Origin of the sequence: Leptospira sp. B5-022 (genome assembly GCF_000347035.1) — a bacterium.
In the GTDB taxonomy this organism is placed as follows: domain Bacteria; phylum Spirochaetota; class Leptospiria; order Leptospirales; family Leptospiraceae; genus Leptospira_B; species Leptospira_B cinconiae.
The window spans coordinates 20,491-36,307 of the sequence record NZ_ANIJ01000010.1 but is presented as its reverse complement, the minus strand read 5'-3'; the positions used below and the strand labels follow the sequence as shown (position 1 = coordinate 36,307).

Genomic DNA, 15,817 nt, shown 5'->3' with positions numbered 1-15,817 from the left:
TCCAATGCCCGCAACATTAGTGGTCGGAACCCAATGGGGGGACGAAGGGAAAGCAAAAGTAATCGATTACCTTTCCAAAGATACGGATATCATAGTACGTTACCAGGGCGGAGCCAACGCTGGACATACAGTGGTGGTTCACGGTAAAAAATACGTTTTTCATTTGGTCCCTTCCGGGGTCATCTACGACCAAACCATCTGTGTGATTGGAAACGGCGTGGTCTTAGATCCTATGTTCTTTATAGAAGAATGTGACAAACTTCAGGCGGAAGGATTTCCGGTGTATGAAAAACTTTTGATCAGCGATGCTTGCCACTTACTTTTTCCATTCCATGGACTCATTGATTCCGCTAGAGAAAGTTCCTGTGCTCCGGATCGTAAGATCGGTACCACTAAAAAAGGGATCGGTATCTGTTATGCAGATAAGATGATGAGGATCGGCCTTAGGGTAGGGGATCTTCTCGAAAACGATTTCGAGACCAGACTACAACATCTGGTGGATGAAAAAAATAAAGAGCTCGTTAAACTCTATGATGTAGAAGAGATCTCCACCAAAGAAATTTTAGAGAATATAAAAAGATTTTATTCTAAGATCCAAAAGAATATTATAAATACTCCGTATTATTTGGAATCCCAATTGAAGGCCGGTAAAAAAGTTCTCTTGGAAGGTGCACAAGGAACCGGATTAGATGTGGACTTTGGCACATATCCGTATGTGACTAGTTCCAATCCGACAACGGGTGGAGCGTTCATCGGATCCGGGATCGCATTCCATCATCTGAAAAACGTGATCGGAATTACGAAAGCGTATACCACCAGAGTGGGAGAAGGTCCTTTTCCTACGGAACTTCACGGAGAAGAAGGAGAAAAACTCAGAACTCTCGGTGCGGAATACGGCGCTACTACCGGAAGACCTAGACGCTGCGGTTGGTTCGATACGGAAGTACTCAGACACGCCGTCCGTATCAACGGACTTACATCCATTGCACTTACTAAGATAGATGTTCTTTCCGCTTACGATAAAATTCCTGTGGCAGTTGCTTACGAAAGGAACGGTAAAAAACTGGATTGTTTCCCTTCTCAAGGACTAGATCAAGTAAAGGTGATTTACGAAGAATTTCCCGGTTGGAAAACCGATATCACCGGGATCGGAGAGTTCGATAAACTTCCTTCCACTTGTAAGGACTATATCCGTGCCTTGGAAAAATTGATAGGAGTTCGTATCGATTTGATCTCCACCGGACCGGACAGAAAGGATACGATCGCTTCCGGATTCTAAAATTGGACAAAAATTTTCATCTAGTTCGCCTTCGCAAGCGGGCTTCAGGAGAGAAGCGACTATATTTTTTTCGTTTAGAAACTTCTCCAAACTGGTAAAAAACTATTGGAAATTCGTTTGACCAGTGAGGGCCGAAAAATATCGTGTTCTTACGTTCGAGTCGTTAGCTCAGTCGGTAGAGCATCTCACTTTTAATGAGAGGGTCTTGGGTTCGAATCCCAAACGACTCAAGGCTTGAGCTAAATTAAACGCCGCCATCGTCTAGTGGTTAGGACACCAGGTTTTCATCCTGGTAACCGGAGTTCAATTCTCCGTGGCGGTACCAACTCTCTTCTTTTTCTTCCCATAAATCTTACAGACTTTTTTCAAATCGCAAGACTCACATAGCTCGGCGATATAAACACTTTTACATTTACGTAAGATCCCGAGCCTGCAAAGAGCAAAGTCCATTCTCAACGGATCTTCCGGATAAAACTTTTGGAAATAATCGGTGATCTCTCTGGATTTTTTGAGATCGGAAGTCCTTCTTTCCGTAATTCCCAAAATATTAGAAAGACGATTGATATGAGTATCTAAAGGAAATAATAATTCGAATGCCTGTATGTTCTTGTACAAACCCAGGTCCGGTTCTTCTTTACGGACCATCCATCGTAAGAACATACAATAACGTTTATGTGCCGATTTAGGATTTCCGAGCCCGATCAAAAAGCCCAAACCGTAGGACTTCCAACCCGGATCCAATGAATGTAAAATTTCGGAAAGCCTGGATTGAAAACCGGAGATCCTTTTTTCTAAACCTGTATCTTTAGGATGGATCGGAGTAAACCAGGATTCTAAAAATTTTTCCCCCGATCTTTCTATTTCCAAGTAAGCCAATCGGATCGCTTGTAAGAATAGAAGAATATCCTTCTCTTTTTGGAAACGATAAGGTCCTAATTTGTTTTTCCAGATCTTGGTTCCATGATTTAGTAGATATTCTTTGGGTCGTTTACCCATCGGTTCCAAAAGTCTGGAAAGAAAACCCCGGATCGCGGTCACATTCCCATAGGCGAATAACGCGGATAACAGTCCGACAAATTCCCTGTCTTCCTGTGATTCGTAAAGATAGCATAAAAATAACGGATCGGAGTCTAAGAATTCAGGTTTGGTATAATTCCTGTACAAAAGATCGAAACTTTTTTTGAGGTTTTTCTCTTTTGGCAGGGTAGAAGGAGGCATGTTTAGTTCCGAGCGACTTCTTTTTAAGAAGCCACTTTTGCTCTTAATGCGATATAGGAACGAGAAGCTAGTTTTCTTTGTAAGATCCCTTCCATAAATGCGGAAGCCTCTAATAATTTTGAGAGATCTATTCCGGTTTGGATTCCCGACTTATGGAAGAAGTAAACCAAATCCTCTGTAGCCAAGTTTCCGGATGCGCCTTTCGCATACGGACAACCTCCGAGTCCTCCGGAAGAAGAATCGAAGGATCGAATTCCTAACTCATAGGATTTTTGGACGTTCGAGATCGCCATTCCATAGGTATCATGAAAATGTCCTGCCAATTTATTCGCAGGGATTTCTTTCAGAAGAATGTTGAGTAAATTTTCCACTTCTGCGGGGACTGCCGTGCCGATTGTTTCTCCCAGCGAGATCTCGTACGCTCCTTGGTCCAAAAGTATTTTAGAAACTTCTAAAACCTTTTTCGGATCGATTTTTCCTTCGTAAGGACAATCGATTACTGTAGAAACATAACCTCTTACTAATACCCCGTCTTTTTTTGCTTCCGCAAAAATTTCCTTAAATCCATCTATGGACTCTTGGATGCTACGATTGATATTTTTTTTAGTGAATGATTCCGAGGCGGCTGTGAATACCGCTACTTCTTTAAATCCGGAAGAGGTTGCAGCTTGGTAACCTTTAAGATTCGGAGTGAGCGCGCTAAAGTGAACATCTCCTTTCAGATCCAAAGAGGCGGAGAGTTCTTTTGCGTCTCCCAATTGCGGAATATTTTCTTTTTTTACGAAAGAAGTGGCCTCTATATGTTTTAGGCCGGCTGCAACCAGTTTTTGAATATAAACTAGTTTATCTTTTGTGGGGACCTCCGACTTTTCATTTTGGAGTCCATCTCTTGGTCCTACTTCCGTAATTTTCAAACTCATGTCTTTAAGGGATTGGTTGTCAGAATTCTAAGCAAGCACTAAACCGGTATCCGTGTCCGAAAAAAAAGAACCGATCATCGTTCTGGAAGAAGTTTCCCTCACTTCTTCCGAAAGGACCTACTTGTCGGGGGTGAACCTTCAAGTTAAGGCAGGAGAATTTCTCGGAATTTTGGGCCGCTCCGGTTCCGGAAAGTCCACACTCTTACGACTTATATTAGACCTTCCGCTCCCATCCTCTTGGAAAAAAACAGGCCGCATTCGGATTTTCGGAAAATCCAAACAAGAAGTTCCTGCCAAATGGATACAACCGGTCTTCCAAGATCCTGTTTTGGGTTTTAATCCCATTTGGACCTTGGAAAAAAGTTTAAGAGAACCTTTACAATTATTCAAAGAAGAAAACCTATACGAGTCTTTGTTGGAAAAATGGCTTCCGCTCTTAAGCTTGGAAGCTAAGGATCGAAATCGTCTTCCTTCTTTTTTTTCGGGAGGAGAATTACAAAGATTTTCACTTCTTCGCGCGTTACTTTGTCGGCCTAAAATTTTATGTTTGGATGAGGCTACTTCCGCCTTAGATCCTATCTTGAATCATCAGGTTTTACAAGCTCTCTCCGAGCTGAATAAGAAAGAGGGGGTGACCATTCTTTGGGTGACCCATAATGTAAAATCGGCGGGAAAATTCTGCTCTAGGGTTTTAGAATTGGAGAAGTTAAGTCGTATTCCGATAGACTCTCAATAAAAAGTATATTTGATCCTAAAAAAAATCGATTCTTTTGTCGGGAATTTGTTAATCCGAGCTTTATTTGTTATACTATCACATGAATGGCAGGAAGAGAATTTATGGATTTTGTATATCCCGAAAACCCGCTTAATGTTCCGAATGATCTGACGATCCCTACTAAAAATCAGAAAAGAAATCTATGGTTGTCCGTAGCCGGTCTTGTCGGATTCGCAATCGTGTATATTGCGATCGCTACTTGGTTTACATGGGCCACTTTTTATTTGGTTTCGGAAGGTTTTCATTCTCGAAATTCGAATCTATTTACTTTTATTTCCGCCTTGGCTTCCGGTATGATCTCTTTTTTTATGATTAAGGCATTGTTCTTTGTTAAGAAAGGAGAAATTTCCCAAGAATATGAAGTAAAAGAAGAAAGTGAACCTAAACTATTTCGATTCCTATATAGATTAGCGGATGAAACTGGTGCGCCTAGGCCTCATAGAGTGTTTCTTTCCTCAAGGGTCAATGCTTGCGTATTCTATGATCTATCCATTTTGAATTTTTTCTTCCCATCCAAAAAAAATTTGGAGATCGGTCTCGGGCTTGTGAATGTGCTTACAATCAGTGAACTCAAAGCGGTGCTGGCCCACGAATTCGGACATTTTGCTCAAAGAAGTATGGCGTTAGGAAATTGGGTTTATATCGCTCAGCAAATGGCCGCTCATATCATTGCAAGACGGGATGCTTTAGACGATTTCCTGAAAAGTTGGTCTTATACGGATCCTAGGCTAGCCTGGATCTTTTGGATTTTGCGTTTGGCAATTTGGTCTTTGAGAGCCTCTTTGGAATCTATTTTCAATTTGGTACTCATCGCTCAGCATGCACTTTCCAGAGAAATGGAGTTCCAGGCGGATTTGGTTGCCGTATCCGTAACCGGGAGCGATGCCTTGATCCATGCATTACATAAATTGCAAGCAGCAGATTCTACTTGGGATAGCGCTCAGAACTTTTTTTACAGACAAGCGCAAGAGTATAAGGCCGCTGCGAATATTTTCAACGTTCATTTACGTACTATAGATCATATGGGTAGAATTTTGAACGATCCGGGTTTTTGCAGAGTGGCTATTCTTCCGGACACAAATCCGAGCGAACATCGGGTTTTTACAACAGACATTGCACAACCTCCCAAGATGTGGGCAACACATCCTTATAATCATGAGCGGGAGAATAACGCTAAAAGAAGATATATCCCTGCGAAACTGGATGATAGGGAAAGCTGGGTGATCTTCGACAATCCGGAAGAATTGAAGGCAAATTTTATGAAAAAACTTCTTCTAAATTTTCCGGAAGAAGTATCCACCGACGAAGGGTTGCTTGGAAAGCTGGATGAGGAATACCAACAAGAATATTTGAATAGTAAATACCGAGGAGCGTATCTAGGACGTTCCTTTACCCTTTATGCGGAGAAGCCGGAAAATTTTTTGGATCACAAGATCGAGTCCCTTTCCAAAACTTTGGGAGAATTATATCCTCCTAGCTTATCCGAAGATTTGGAAAAGTTAAGGAATATGGAAAGAGAACTTGGGTTACTCTCCGCATTAAAAGACGGATTTTTAGTGCCGCCGGATGGGATCATTCGATTTCGAGGGAACGAAATTAGAAAGAGAGAACTGCCTAAGGTAATCGAATCGATTCGGGAAGAATACGAACAGGTTTTGGGAAAAGTTTCTGAACACGATAAACTTTGCCATTCGGCATTTTTTCAGGCAGCAAAGGAAATCGGAAAAGGTTGGCCGGAATATTTATCCGGACTATTGGAAGTATTACATTATGCGGATCATTCTAGAGCGGATGTGGACGATGCTCGAGGATTGTTGAACAACGTGTATGCAGTTGTGACTGCGGATAGAGATGTGAGTTCCAGAGAATTGGATCGATTAGTTAAAGCAGGTACCGAACTTTTTAATGCTTTAGAGATCGTTTTCAGAAACGCGGAAAAAATAGAATTGGATTCTGTACTTTTAGAACGTTTGGGAGTGGATTCTTGGGCCTCCGGACTGGGGAAATTCGGCTTTGTACCTCCAACACGGGAAAATATGAACGAATGGTTAAAAGTCGTGGACTCTTGGATAGATCTCACGTATAACTCTTTGTCGCAATTACGTTATACTTCCTTGGAAGAGTTACTTAATGTGGAAGCTAAGATCCTGAATTGGACTTTGGACAAAAAAGCAAAAGTGGAGCCCGCTCCGAAAGCATCCGTACCGGTGAAAGATTATCCTAAACTGACTCCCGGTAAAGAAAGAAAATTGCAAAGGAGACTCGGGTTATGGGATCGATTCCAGACTGCAGATGGATTCATTCCGGGTTTACTCCGATTCTCGGCATCTTCTGCGATAATCGGCGGGATCTTTTACTCTACGGTCCATTGGATCTTAGTTTTATAATAAAGAGTATCTCAAATAAAAAACCCCAAGGCTGATATCGCCTCGGGGTTCCAACAAAACTAGATCGAAGAGTTTTTTAGAACTCGATATGATACAAGTTTTTGCGGTCTTTTTTGTCCTTATACAAAGCTAACAGAATGTCTATCCGATAAATGGAAGAACGAAGACTTGCTTCTAACAATCTGAGAGCTTTGATCTGGTTTTCGAGAGACATCTCGTTGAGTCTAGTCACTTCGGTTGCTTCGAAAACTTCGTGGGTGACCTCGCTCGATTTTAAATCTGCCGGTTTGAAGACGATTTTCTTATTCTCGAACATCACCTCGTAGTAGATCCTCTTACTTTCGGATGCTAGAGTGATATCGGATACCTTCCCACCGTTGAATTGGAACGTGATGTACTTGAGCAAATTACTCTCGTAACCGTCTTCAACTTGGAAAGGAATGTCTTCCGTGACAATGGTTTGGCGTTTCTCATACTTCGGCATCAGGACCACGAGGATATCGTGTTTGCGCTCCAAGTCTTTTAATCTCTCGCTGATCGTTGTTTCCAGACCTACGATGATCTTTTTCAGGGACTTGGTGTACTCGCTGGTTTCGTCCTGAAATACGTCCGCCTCGTTGACCTTTTGTTTTTGTTGGGCCAATAACGGAACGAAGAAGAAGAGGGTCGCCAAAGCGAAAAGCCTGGTTTGGTTTTTCATTGGATCCTCCGTCCGTAAGATTGGACGAATTCTTTCGGTTTGCCAAGTCTTTTTCGGGTTTAGGTTATTGCCCTTCTTCCTTCTCCGCTTCCTCGTCTGCGGCCTTGATTTCCGCGAACCTTTTTGCCAGGTCCCTTCTTCTTTCTATAATTTTCAGGGAGAATTCCGTAAAGAAAGGGTCGTTTGGGTATTTTAGCAACTCTTCATATTCTTTTGCGGCCGTGACATAATCGCCTATCTTACTTGCTGTTTCCGCGAAGTAGAAATGGAATTTTTTATTATAAGGTCGCTTCTTCCCTTGGTCGTCGTAAAGATCCGTGTTCCGGAAGATCTTATACGCGTAGTAATCTCTTCCTCCCATAATCTCCAGGCGGGCTAAACCGAGCTTGGCATCGGGGCTATTCTGGTCTATGGATAACGCTTTTTTAATATAAATCTGGGCCCTATTTTTCAGATCGGTTTTGATATAATGTTCCGCAAGAAGCACCAAGGCCTCCGTTTGGAACTGGTTCAGCTCCACCGCTTTTTTATAATATATGACTGCTTGGATCTGTTCGTTTAGAAGTTCGTAAAGGACTCCCAAATGTAAATAAGTTCTGTAATATTTAGGGACTTCCGCGATCGCGTACTCGTATTGGAATATCGCTTTTTGGTATTTTTTTTCTATATGATAGGCTCTTCCTAAATTGTATCTGAAAGCGAAGAAGGAAGGATCGAATCTCATCCCGGCTTCCAACATGGAGATCGCCTTCTCTCTTTTTTTAGGATCTGCGGACTGTAATAACCCGACTGCTTCATTGTTAAAGATCCCGCTATTTGTGATCTGTTTGCCTTCGTATTCAAAACTTGCTTTGGAAGGAGGGGGGGCTCCTTTCCAATGTCTGCCGGCTGCCACTATAAAGTCCTGTTCGGAGCGGGCCAGGCTCCCGTCTTGGTAAAACTCAGGATCTAAAAAATCATTCTCTCCCCAGAGTATCCCTGCGTACTCCGAGTCTCCGATCTTGAATTGTGCGTAAGCGATATTGGGAAAGATCAAGAACAGCAATATGCAGAGTGGCTTGGCAAAATTTAAGCCTTGTAAATACTCTTTTAAAAGGGAAATTGTCCTCATTGGTCTCATCGCAAACATCGATCCCAGTATTGGAATGTTCCGGCCTATCGTACAGTATCGGACGAAAATCGGTTTTAAAGAACGTTTCCTTCTCCGTTTTTCCGAACGAGGTTTTATTTGTGAGAGGAATGAACGGCTCCGGAAAGACCACACTCCTCAAGTCCATTTTGCAACACGATAAATTCAAGGACCGGATCAAATTCCCTTCTTTTTCGCCTAAACTTTCTTACCTGGGGCATGATCTGGGTTTATATACTACCTTAAGTCTGGAAGAAAATCTGGAATATTTCAGAGGTATCGCGGGAGATTGCCGTCCCGAAGACCAGATCGTTTCCTGGCTGAAAGATTTTCGTCTTTGGCAAAGAAGAAAGGACCCTGTTTCTTCTTTTTCGCGGGGAATGAAACAGAAGGCGGCACTTGTCCGTGCTCTTTTGCCTAACGTGGATCTCTATCTTTTGGACGAACCGTTGACCGCTTTGGACAGCGAGGGAGAATCCAAGGCAAGAGCCGTTTTAGAGAATGTGTTGGATACTTCTTCCATTATCATGGTGACCCACGATCCTAATTTTAGTTTAAATGCAAAATTTAGACTTTTGGAATTGGGAGAAAATTCCAAATGAAAGCGATCTTAGCTCTGATCAGAAAAGAGTTCCGTCTATTGGGAAAAGCAAGTAATGGGATCTTATCATTACTCGTTTTAGTTTCCGCGATGGTGTTTTTATTCCATTATGCACTGGAAAGGAACGGAAAAATAGATCTGATCGCGCTCATTGGATTAAAATGGGCCATACTATTTGTCGCCTCATTCGTATTAGTCGGTCAATTCACCTGGGAAGAAAGAGAAGCGGGTGGGGGAACCGCAAGTAGACTATTCATTTCTCCTTGGGTTTTATATTTTTCTAAATCGATCTTAGTGTTCATCGCATTGGCTGCGGCCGCTATTTATCTAATGGGGCTTTTCGCATTGATGTTTTCCTCGTTTCCCGCGAATATAAACGAATTCGGAAGACAGATCGTATTTTTCTTTCCCGGTCTATTATGCCTTTCTTTCTTAGGAGTTTGTCTTTCCCATATCAGTTTATCTTCCCGTTTGAAAGAGATACTTCTACCGTTGCTGCTCGTACCTCTTTCAATTCCGGTATTTTTGTATGGAATGGAAGCGGAGAGAAAATTTATCTCCCAACCTTTTTCCGCCTTGGTCGGTTCTTTTTCTCTAATTTTGGCATTCGCAGTTTTTTACGGATCTATGGGTGCACTTCTGGTAGAAATGACTTCCGACGAATAGGATTATTCTTGATACAATTTGCGGATACCTGCACACTTCCAAGCGTATGAATATTCGCCTCCTGCATCCCGCCTGGGACTGGATACTCTCTCTTTTGTTTTTATCGATTTTTCCGTTTGCGGTGCTTCTGGGTTTATATTATCCCAATGTGATCTTAGAGCAGGGAATTTCTCACAGGATTTTTTATTTTCATGTGCCAGTCGCTTGGGTTGCGTTGTATGGTCCCGGAATTTCTTCCATTTGTGCGGTCGCTTATTTGGTGACCAAAAATCGAACCTGGGATACACTTTCCCTTTCCGCAAATAAGATCTCCCTTTTGTTTGCGATCGGTGTTCTATTCTCCGGACCGATCTGGGCATACTTGGCTTGGGGAACTCCTTGGGATACGACTGACGCTCGTTTAAATTCTTTTTTCGTTTTAGTGCTCAGCCTTGTGGCGTATTTTCTATTACGGTTTTTGGTCCTGGACCAAACGAAAAAGTATATCTTCTCCGCTTTTTTAAGTTTGTTCTGCAGTGTGAACGCAATCTTAACCTGGGGAGCCATTCGTTGGATGGATAATCCTGGAAATCACCCTTCTTCCGTATTGGGAAAGAAGGGAATGGATCCCGATATGAGGATCTCTTTTTGGTTAGGGATTTTGGCCTATCACCTACTTTTTCTGATCTTATACAGGTTAGTCTACCGTTTGGATAAGATCAAAGCGGTCCGAGAAGAATTGTCTGATTGAAAAATTTGCTCAATTTAATAAAATACGAATTTTGTAATGATAGGAAAGGATCGTGGATAGAGAGAAGCAAGAGAGCCAATTGAATTATTCCGACTATTCCATCCTTGCGGTCGATGATTCGGATATTAATCTTAAACTTCTGGTTCATACTTTAAAACCTCTGGGCTTCCAAGTTTTAACTGCGATGAATACGGAAGAAGCTCGCACACTTCTCGCAACCAATCAGGTGGACATACTTCTTCTGGACGTGAGTATGCCCGGCCAGGACGGATTTTCTTTCTGTAAAGAGCTCCGAGAGATAGATAGATTCAATCTTCTTCCTATATTATTCATCACAGCTTATAACAGAGAATTGGGATTCGACGAGGCGATCACCCACGGTGGAGACGACTTTCTTCATAAACCTTTTCAACCGAAAGAATTAGTCGCAAAGATCAGAGCGTTTATCCGGATCAAAAATCTTCAGGACGAACTTTTGCACCAAAAGAAGAAGTACGAAAAGGAACTGGTCATGGCGAGAAGGGTGCAGCAAGAACTCGTACCCGAAAAACAATTAGAGTGGAACGGCTTTAGTGTAAATTCAGTCTTTCATCCTTTGATGCAGATCGGTGGCGATTTCATCGACGCATGGATAGAAGAAGATAAACTTCATGTGTTTATCGCGGATTGTTCCGGCCATGGTCCATCGGCCGCCCTTCTTTCCGCAATGGTAAAGATGCAGGTTTCTAATTTAGGAAGAAGTAATACTCTTGTGGAAAAAGTTAAAACTCTTCGACAACAATTGGAAAAGATCCTGCCGGAGGATTTTTCCATCACATTCTTTTACGGTATCTTAGATAAAAAAGGCAATTTCGAATATGCCAATGGAGGTCATCCACCTCCGTTATTGTACAATAACGGCAATGTAGAAGAATTGCCAGGCATGGGACCTCTTATTATTCCGATTGAGCTTGGAACGGAGGATGAGTTCAGGTCCGTGGTCCTGGAAAAAGGCACTTCTCTATTACTTTACACGGATGGGGCCACTGAAATAACGGATGAGAACTATAATATTTTGGGCGAAGAAAGTCTGAAAAAGATCCTGAAAGAAGCCGTGGAATCCAAGGAAGACATATTAAATTTTTCTTTGGAAAAAATACTAGCACATTCGGGAAATATGACCCACGACGATGATATCGCTCTCATGGTTATCCAAGGATGAGTGAACTCCCCAAACCTTCTTATATAGGCAAAGTTAGAGACGTATACGATTTAGGAAATTCCCTGATATTATCTTCTACGGATAGGATTTCCGCATTCGATGTGGTTTTTCGCCAGATCGTTCCCGGCAAGGGAAAAGTTTTAAATAAGATCTCCGCAGAATGGTTTTCCTACTTTAAGGATATTCCGAATCATATTATTGAGACCGATGTTTCTAAGTTTCCACCTCCTTTTAAAGATCATCCTGATCTAAAGGATCGGTCCGTGCTTGTAAAAAAATGCAAACGGATCGATTTCGAATGTGTGGTCCGCGGTTATCTTTCCGGTTCCGGTTGGAAAGAATACAAACAGGACGGAACACTGGCTTTTAAAAAACTTCCTCCCGGTCTGCAAGAGTCCCAAAAACTGCCGGAGCCTTGTTTTACTCCTGCGATCAAAAACGATACGGGCCATGACGAGAATATCTCCGAAGAGAGAATGAAAAACGAGATCGGATCCGAACTCTTCTCAATTTTGAAGGAAAAATCGATTTCCATCTATACCAGGGCCGCTGAACTGGTAGCTAGGGCTGGGATTTTGCTCTGCGATACCAAATTTGAATTCGGGATTTTGGACGATAAAGTCATCCTGATCGACGAAATTTTGACTCCGGATTCTTCTCGGTATTGGGCTGAAAGTGCCTATGTTATCGGGACTACTCCGCCCAGCATGGACAAACAGATCTTAAGGAATTATCTGGAAAAATCGGGCTGGAACAAGGTTCCTCCTCCTCCGGATCTTCCGGAAAGTCTGATTATGGAATTGCAAGAGGCATATAAGGAAATACAGGACCGACTATTAAAATGTTTATCGCAAGAATCAACGTAACTCTAAAAGAATCCGTTCTCGATCCTCAAGGGAACACTGTGAAGTCCACACTCCAGGAACTGGGCGAAAAATCGGTCCAAGACGTAAGAGTCGGAAAATATATCGAGGTCAAATTGGATTCTCCGGATCTGGAAACAGCAAAGAAGACGGTAGCCAATCTCTGCGAAAAACTTTTAGTTAATCATGTGATTGAAACGTATCGTTCGGAGATCGTAACGGAATGAAAGCGGCTGTAGTCACTTTTCCCGGTTCTAATTGTGATAATGATATCGTAAGAGTCCTTTCCGAGTTTTATTCCGCGAAAGTAGATAAGATCTGGCATAAGGACCAATTCTCCGAAAAATACGATTTGGTCATTCTCCCTGGGGGATTTTCTTACGGAGATTATTTGAGATCCGGAGCAATGGCTCCTTTTTCTCCCGTCATGAAATCGGTAAAAGAACATACCGATCGCGGAGGAAAATTATTCGGGATCTGCAACGGATTCCAAATATTAGCGGAAGCCGGTTATCTTCCCGGTGCGTTAATACGTAATAGAAATTTAAAGTATGTATGTAGGACGATCGGTCTTAAAAAAGCGTCTAACGCGAATAAGATCAGCGGTAGTCTGCCCGATGATAAGATCCTCAGAGTTCCGGTGGCTCATGGAGACGGATGTTACTTCGCTTCCGAAGAGATCCGCAAACAATTAAAGGACGAAGGTCGGATTTTATTTCTGTATGCGGGAGACAACCCGAACGGAAGTTTGGACGATATCGCAGGGATCTGTTCTCCCGATTTTAAAGTGGCAGGTATGATGCCTCACCCCGAAAGAGCGATGAACCCGATCACAGGAGAAATGGACGGTAAAACCGTTTTGGATCTTCTCATCGCTTCTTAACTTTTCGCCTTGGCATGGAAATCCTAAGTTCTTTCGGTCTTTTCTAAAATTGCGATCCCGTCCGAGATTTTTTCCTTTTTAGATTTAGTCTTGATCCATCCGGAAACTGTATATAATGTTTTTATAAACTTTTCGGTTCCCAGGTTTTTGGGACGGGAGAAGCTTGCCTCTATCTCAGGTTCTAGCTCCAGCTCTAATTTCGAATTTTGATCTCGGACAATCTTACGTTTTCCGTTCCCGGTCCAGACTGCACTCCCAAGATCCGAAACTTCTCCATTGGTCCAAACTAGGATCTCATCTTCCAAATAAAGATGGACCTTCTTCTTCGTAGAAACGTTCAGATAGATCCTATTTTCCAATGGGAATACTTCCGGCCCGTACCCTTTTCCGACAGTATAAGACAAAAGTCCATTCTCCAAAGAAACGGATAGATCGTTCCAAGAGAGTTGTCCTTCTACCCTTAGATCGGGAGAATGATTTTTAAAGATCCAATCTTTGCCGGAAGGAGAAATTTGAGTGAACCAGCTGCCCTTATTCTTCTCTCCCGTATAAGCCAAAGCATCCAATTGAAAGTTCAGATTTTTTTCCCAAATCGCGGAATGTGTATAACCTTGGCGAATATTATCATCCAACCTGAAATTGAATCTTTTGTCGGATTTAGTAAAACTCCAATAACCGTTCTTAAAACTTCCCTGGTGGATAAAAGAAGAAGTTCCGTTCTCTAAAAGAGAGATCTCCTGCAGGTTCCCGGTCTCTCTATTCCAGAGTAAAAGATTTGCTCCCGATCTAAATTTGCTCGCATAGATCCTGAGTTCTAAAAAGATTTTTTCGCTTAAAATATCTACGAGCACTGAATCTACGGATCTGAATCTGGCAAAAAGTCCTGCGTTGTATTCTTTGGAATTATCGATTTGTACAGGACCGAAATATTTTCCAAACAAAGGTTCTAATGTGGAAGGATGAAGAATGGAGCTTAAATGTTCTTTCATGGATGGTTCATTTAATGACGATTAGTCGGCTATTTTCTCTCGCATAAAAACTCGTTTGAGACGGGGCTTTGTAACAAAAGAAAACAAATAATTTGCCATTATCCGGAAAAAGGGTAAGAAAAAAAGGGAATTTTCCAAGCTTTCCTCTTCATTCCTAACACTGTTTCAGGGAAATATGCTTGTGTGTAAACTTCAACCGGATTCTAGTAGTGAAGGAATCTGCATGCTCGCCGAATACGAGTCCCAACAAATTCTATCTCTGGGCGAAGGTTATTATACCCCTCATTACCAGCCGATCTTAGATGTCGGAAATCGTAATATTATAGGTTACGAGGTTTTGGGCAGAGTATTTTCTCCCGAGTCCAACGAATACCATTCCTTAGGTTATCATTTTCATAATCCGGATACGGATACCGTACGTTTAGTCCATATAGATCGAATCATTCGTGAAAAAGCGATCAAACATGTGAAGGAAACCGGTCTCAAGACTAAAATTTTCCTGAACATGATGCCCAATTTTCTCTCCATGGTGTACACGGGAGAAGTGTTGGATATCAAACGTCTTCATATTCTTCATCTGATCGATAAATACGATATTAACCCGAACGATCTAGTTTTGGAGATCACGGAAGACAAGTTCGAAGGAAATATCGAAAAACTTTTATATATAGTAAGCCTATTTAGAGAAAGAGGGATCAAGATCGCGGTCGACGATCTTGGGGTCGGTTTTTCCAATTTGGAAAGGATCGGTTATATCCATCCGGATATTATGAAAGTGGACATAAAAATTATGAGAGAAAGTTTGAATAGACGTTCTTTCAAAAATGTTCTCTCCGCGATCTCGGAAATGTCCCAAAGGCTGGGTTCTCAACTTTTATTCGAAGGAGTAGAGAACGAAGATGAGCTGTATCTTGCTCTTTCTATGGGAGCCAATCTTTTACAGGGTTTTTATTTCTCTCGTCCTACTCTCGATTTTCAGGACAAAAAACGTTTTAATAAGACGCTCAAAACATCGCTCGAAAAATTCTCCGGACTTAGGTTCTTGGAGATCCTAGAAAATCTCAGAAAAGAGCAGTCTTTCTTGGATCAATTTGTGGACTTATTCAAGGATCTGGAAACTTCTTCCGAAGAGTCGATGGCAGAGGCATTGAGCGGTGTTTTGGACAGACTTCCGCTGGAAACCACTTCCGTTTTGGTTTGTGATATGCACGGATATCAGATAACTCCTACATTTAAGAGAGAAGCTTACGATCTACCTTGGACAAGGTTACTCACCGAAGTAGGGAATAATTACGCTTGGAAACCGTTCTTTATTCGTCATAAGGCGGAAACCTATCATTCCAGCCGAGTTTCTGGATTTACCGAACCTTTTCATGATATAGAGACCAAACGTCAATATGTCTTATTCACCCTGAATCTGGGCGAGGATCACGTTCTCATTCTCCGCTTGGACTGGGAATCGTACTGAAGTCCCGA

The 15,817-nt window shown here is 42.1% G+C and carries 16 protein-coding genes and 2 tRNA genes; 13 read left to right on the top strand and 5 right to left on the bottom strand.

What is annotated here, in order from left to right; translation table 11 throughout:
- Nucleotides 1–4 precede the first annotated feature (4 nt).
- The 3 genes from LEP1GSC192_RS03590 to LEP1GSC192_RS03580 all read left to right on the top strand — a co-directional run bounded on the left by LEP1GSC192_RS03590 (nt 5) and on the right by LEP1GSC192_RS03580 (nt 1,604).
- Nucleotides 5–1,279: an adenylosuccinate synthase gene (locus tag LEP1GSC192_RS03590; protein WP_020768624.1), complete on the top strand. Its 1,275-nt coding sequence runs from the start codon at nt 5–7 to the stop codon at nt 1,277–1,279.
- Nucleotides 1,280–1,436: 157 nt separating this feature from the next.
- Nucleotides 1,437–1,509 (top strand) — tRNA-Lys (locus tag LEP1GSC192_RS03585).
- Between the two features lie 20 nt (nt 1,510–1,529).
- Nucleotides 1,530–1,604: transfer RNA gene (locus tag LEP1GSC192_RS03580), tRNA-Glu, on the top strand.
- On the opposite strand, the gene LEP1GSC192_RS19370 is transcribed toward LEP1GSC192_RS03580, so the two are convergent.
- Nucleotides 1,583–2,497 (bottom strand): TIGR02757 family protein, encoded by a 915-nt coding sequence (locus tag LEP1GSC192_RS19370; RefSeq protein WP_081603564.1) that lies wholly within the window; start codon nt 2,495–2,497, stop codon nt 1,583–1,585. The two genes, LEP1GSC192_RS03580 and LEP1GSC192_RS19370, sit on opposite strands and share 22 nt — an antisense overlap.
- A 23-nt stretch (nt 2,498–2,520) precedes the next feature.
- Nucleotides 2,521–3,417 carry a hydroxymethylglutaryl-CoA lyase gene (locus LEP1GSC192_RS03575; RefSeq protein ID WP_020768579.1) on the bottom strand — a complete coding sequence of 299 codons (897 nt, stop codon included), beginning with the start codon at nt 3,415–3,417 and terminating at the stop codon, nt 2,521–2,523.
- Nucleotides 3,418–3,469: 52 nt separating this feature from the next.
- Here LEP1GSC192_RS03575 and LEP1GSC192_RS03570 point away from each other — a divergent pair, with 52 nt between their 5' ends.
- Entirely contained in the window at nt 3,470–4,153 is a 684-nt protein-coding gene (locus tag LEP1GSC192_RS03570) for an ATP-binding cassette domain-containing protein (RefSeq protein ID WP_020768683.1), read from the top strand.
- Nucleotides 4,154–4,254: 101 nt separating this feature from the next.
- Entirely contained in the window at nt 4,255–6,579 is a 2,325-nt protein-coding gene (locus tag LEP1GSC192_RS03565) for a M48 family metallopeptidase (RefSeq protein WP_020768581.1), read from the top strand.
- A gap of 76 nt (nt 6,580–6,655) precedes the next feature.
- Here LEP1GSC192_RS03565 and LEP1GSC192_RS03560 read toward each other — a convergent pair whose 3' ends face one another.
- Both LEP1GSC192_RS03560 and LEP1GSC192_RS03555 read right to left on the bottom strand, forming a co-directional pair.
- Nucleotides 6,656–7,279, bottom strand: coding sequence for a hypothetical protein (locus LEP1GSC192_RS03560; protein ID WP_020768682.1), 624 nt, complete (start codon nt 7,277–7,279; stop codon nt 6,656–6,658).
- Nucleotides 7,280–7,343: 64 nt separating this feature from the next.
- Nucleotides 7,344–8,390, bottom strand: a complete 1,047-nt coding sequence (locus tag LEP1GSC192_RS03555; RefSeq protein ID WP_036088927.1) for a lipopolysaccharide assembly protein LapB — start codon at nt 8,388–8,390, stop codon at nt 7,344–7,346.
- On the opposite strand from LEP1GSC192_RS03555, the gene LEP1GSC192_RS03550 reads away from it, so the two are divergent.
- The 7 genes from LEP1GSC192_RS03550 to purQ are packed head-to-tail and all read left to right on the top strand — an operon-like array spanning nt 8,390 to nt 13,352.
- The gene (locus LEP1GSC192_RS03550; RefSeq protein WP_036088924.1) at nt 8,390–9,010 is read left to right on the top strand and encodes an ABC transporter ATP-binding protein; all 621 of its coding nucleotides are present in this window, start codon (nt 8,390–8,392) and stop codon (nt 9,008–9,010) included. The two genes, LEP1GSC192_RS03555 and LEP1GSC192_RS03550, sit on opposite strands and share 1 nt — an antisense overlap.
- The gene (locus LEP1GSC192_RS03545; protein ID WP_020768633.1) at nt 9,007–9,675 is read left to right on the top strand and encodes a heme exporter protein CcmB; all 669 of its coding nucleotides are present in this window, start codon (nt 9,007–9,009) and stop codon (nt 9,673–9,675) included. The genes LEP1GSC192_RS03550 and LEP1GSC192_RS03545 overlap by 4 nt, the downstream gene beginning before the upstream one ends.
- A 46-nt stretch (nt 9,676–9,721) precedes the next feature.
- Nucleotides 9,722–10,405 (top strand): cytochrome c biogenesis protein CcsA, encoded by a 684-nt coding sequence (gene ccsA / locus LEP1GSC192_RS03540; protein ID WP_020768542.1) that lies wholly within the window; start codon nt 9,722–9,724, stop codon nt 10,403–10,405.
- A 52-nt stretch (nt 10,406–10,457) separates the two neighbouring features.
- A complete protein-coding gene (locus LEP1GSC192_RS03535) occupies nt 10,458–11,606 on the top strand; it encodes a PP2C family protein-serine/threonine phosphatase (protein WP_020768614.1) in 1,149 nt (382 codons plus the stop codon).
- The gene (locus LEP1GSC192_RS03530) at nt 11,603–12,472 is read left to right on the top strand and encodes a phosphoribosylaminoimidazolesuccinocarboxamide synthase (protein ID WP_020768698.1); all 870 of its coding nucleotides are present in this window, start codon (nt 11,603–11,605) and stop codon (nt 12,470–12,472) included. The genes LEP1GSC192_RS03535 and LEP1GSC192_RS03530 overlap by 4 nt, the downstream gene beginning before the upstream one ends.
- Nucleotides 12,448–12,696, top strand: coding sequence for a phosphoribosylformylglycinamidine synthase subunit PurS (gene purS, locus LEP1GSC192_RS03525; RefSeq protein ID WP_008593368.1), 249 nt, complete (start codon nt 12,448–12,450; stop codon nt 12,694–12,696). Before LEP1GSC192_RS03530 ends, purS begins: the two co-directional genes overlap by 25 nt.
- On the top strand, nt 12,693–13,352 hold the full coding sequence (purQ, locus tag LEP1GSC192_RS03520; protein WP_020768622.1) for a phosphoribosylformylglycinamidine synthase subunit PurQ: 660 nt from the start codon (nt 12,693–12,695) through the stop codon (nt 13,350–13,352). Before purS ends, purQ begins: the two co-directional genes overlap by 4 nt.
- Nucleotides 13,353–13,375: 23 nt before the next feature.
- Here the strand turns inward: purQ and LEP1GSC192_RS03515 are convergent, their stop codons facing one another.
- A complete protein-coding gene (locus tag LEP1GSC192_RS03515; RefSeq protein ID WP_020768657.1) occupies nt 13,376–14,341 on the bottom strand; it encodes a hypothetical protein in 966 nt (321 codons plus the stop codon).
- 223 nt (nt 14,342–14,564) lie between these two features.
- Between LEP1GSC192_RS03515 and LEP1GSC192_RS03510 the strand changes: the two genes are divergently transcribed.
- Nucleotides 14,565–15,809, top strand: coding sequence for an EAL domain-containing protein (locus LEP1GSC192_RS03510; RefSeq protein ID WP_020768646.1), 1,245 nt, complete (start codon nt 14,565–14,567; stop codon nt 15,807–15,809).
- Nucleotides 15,810–15,817 lie beyond the last annotated feature (8 nt).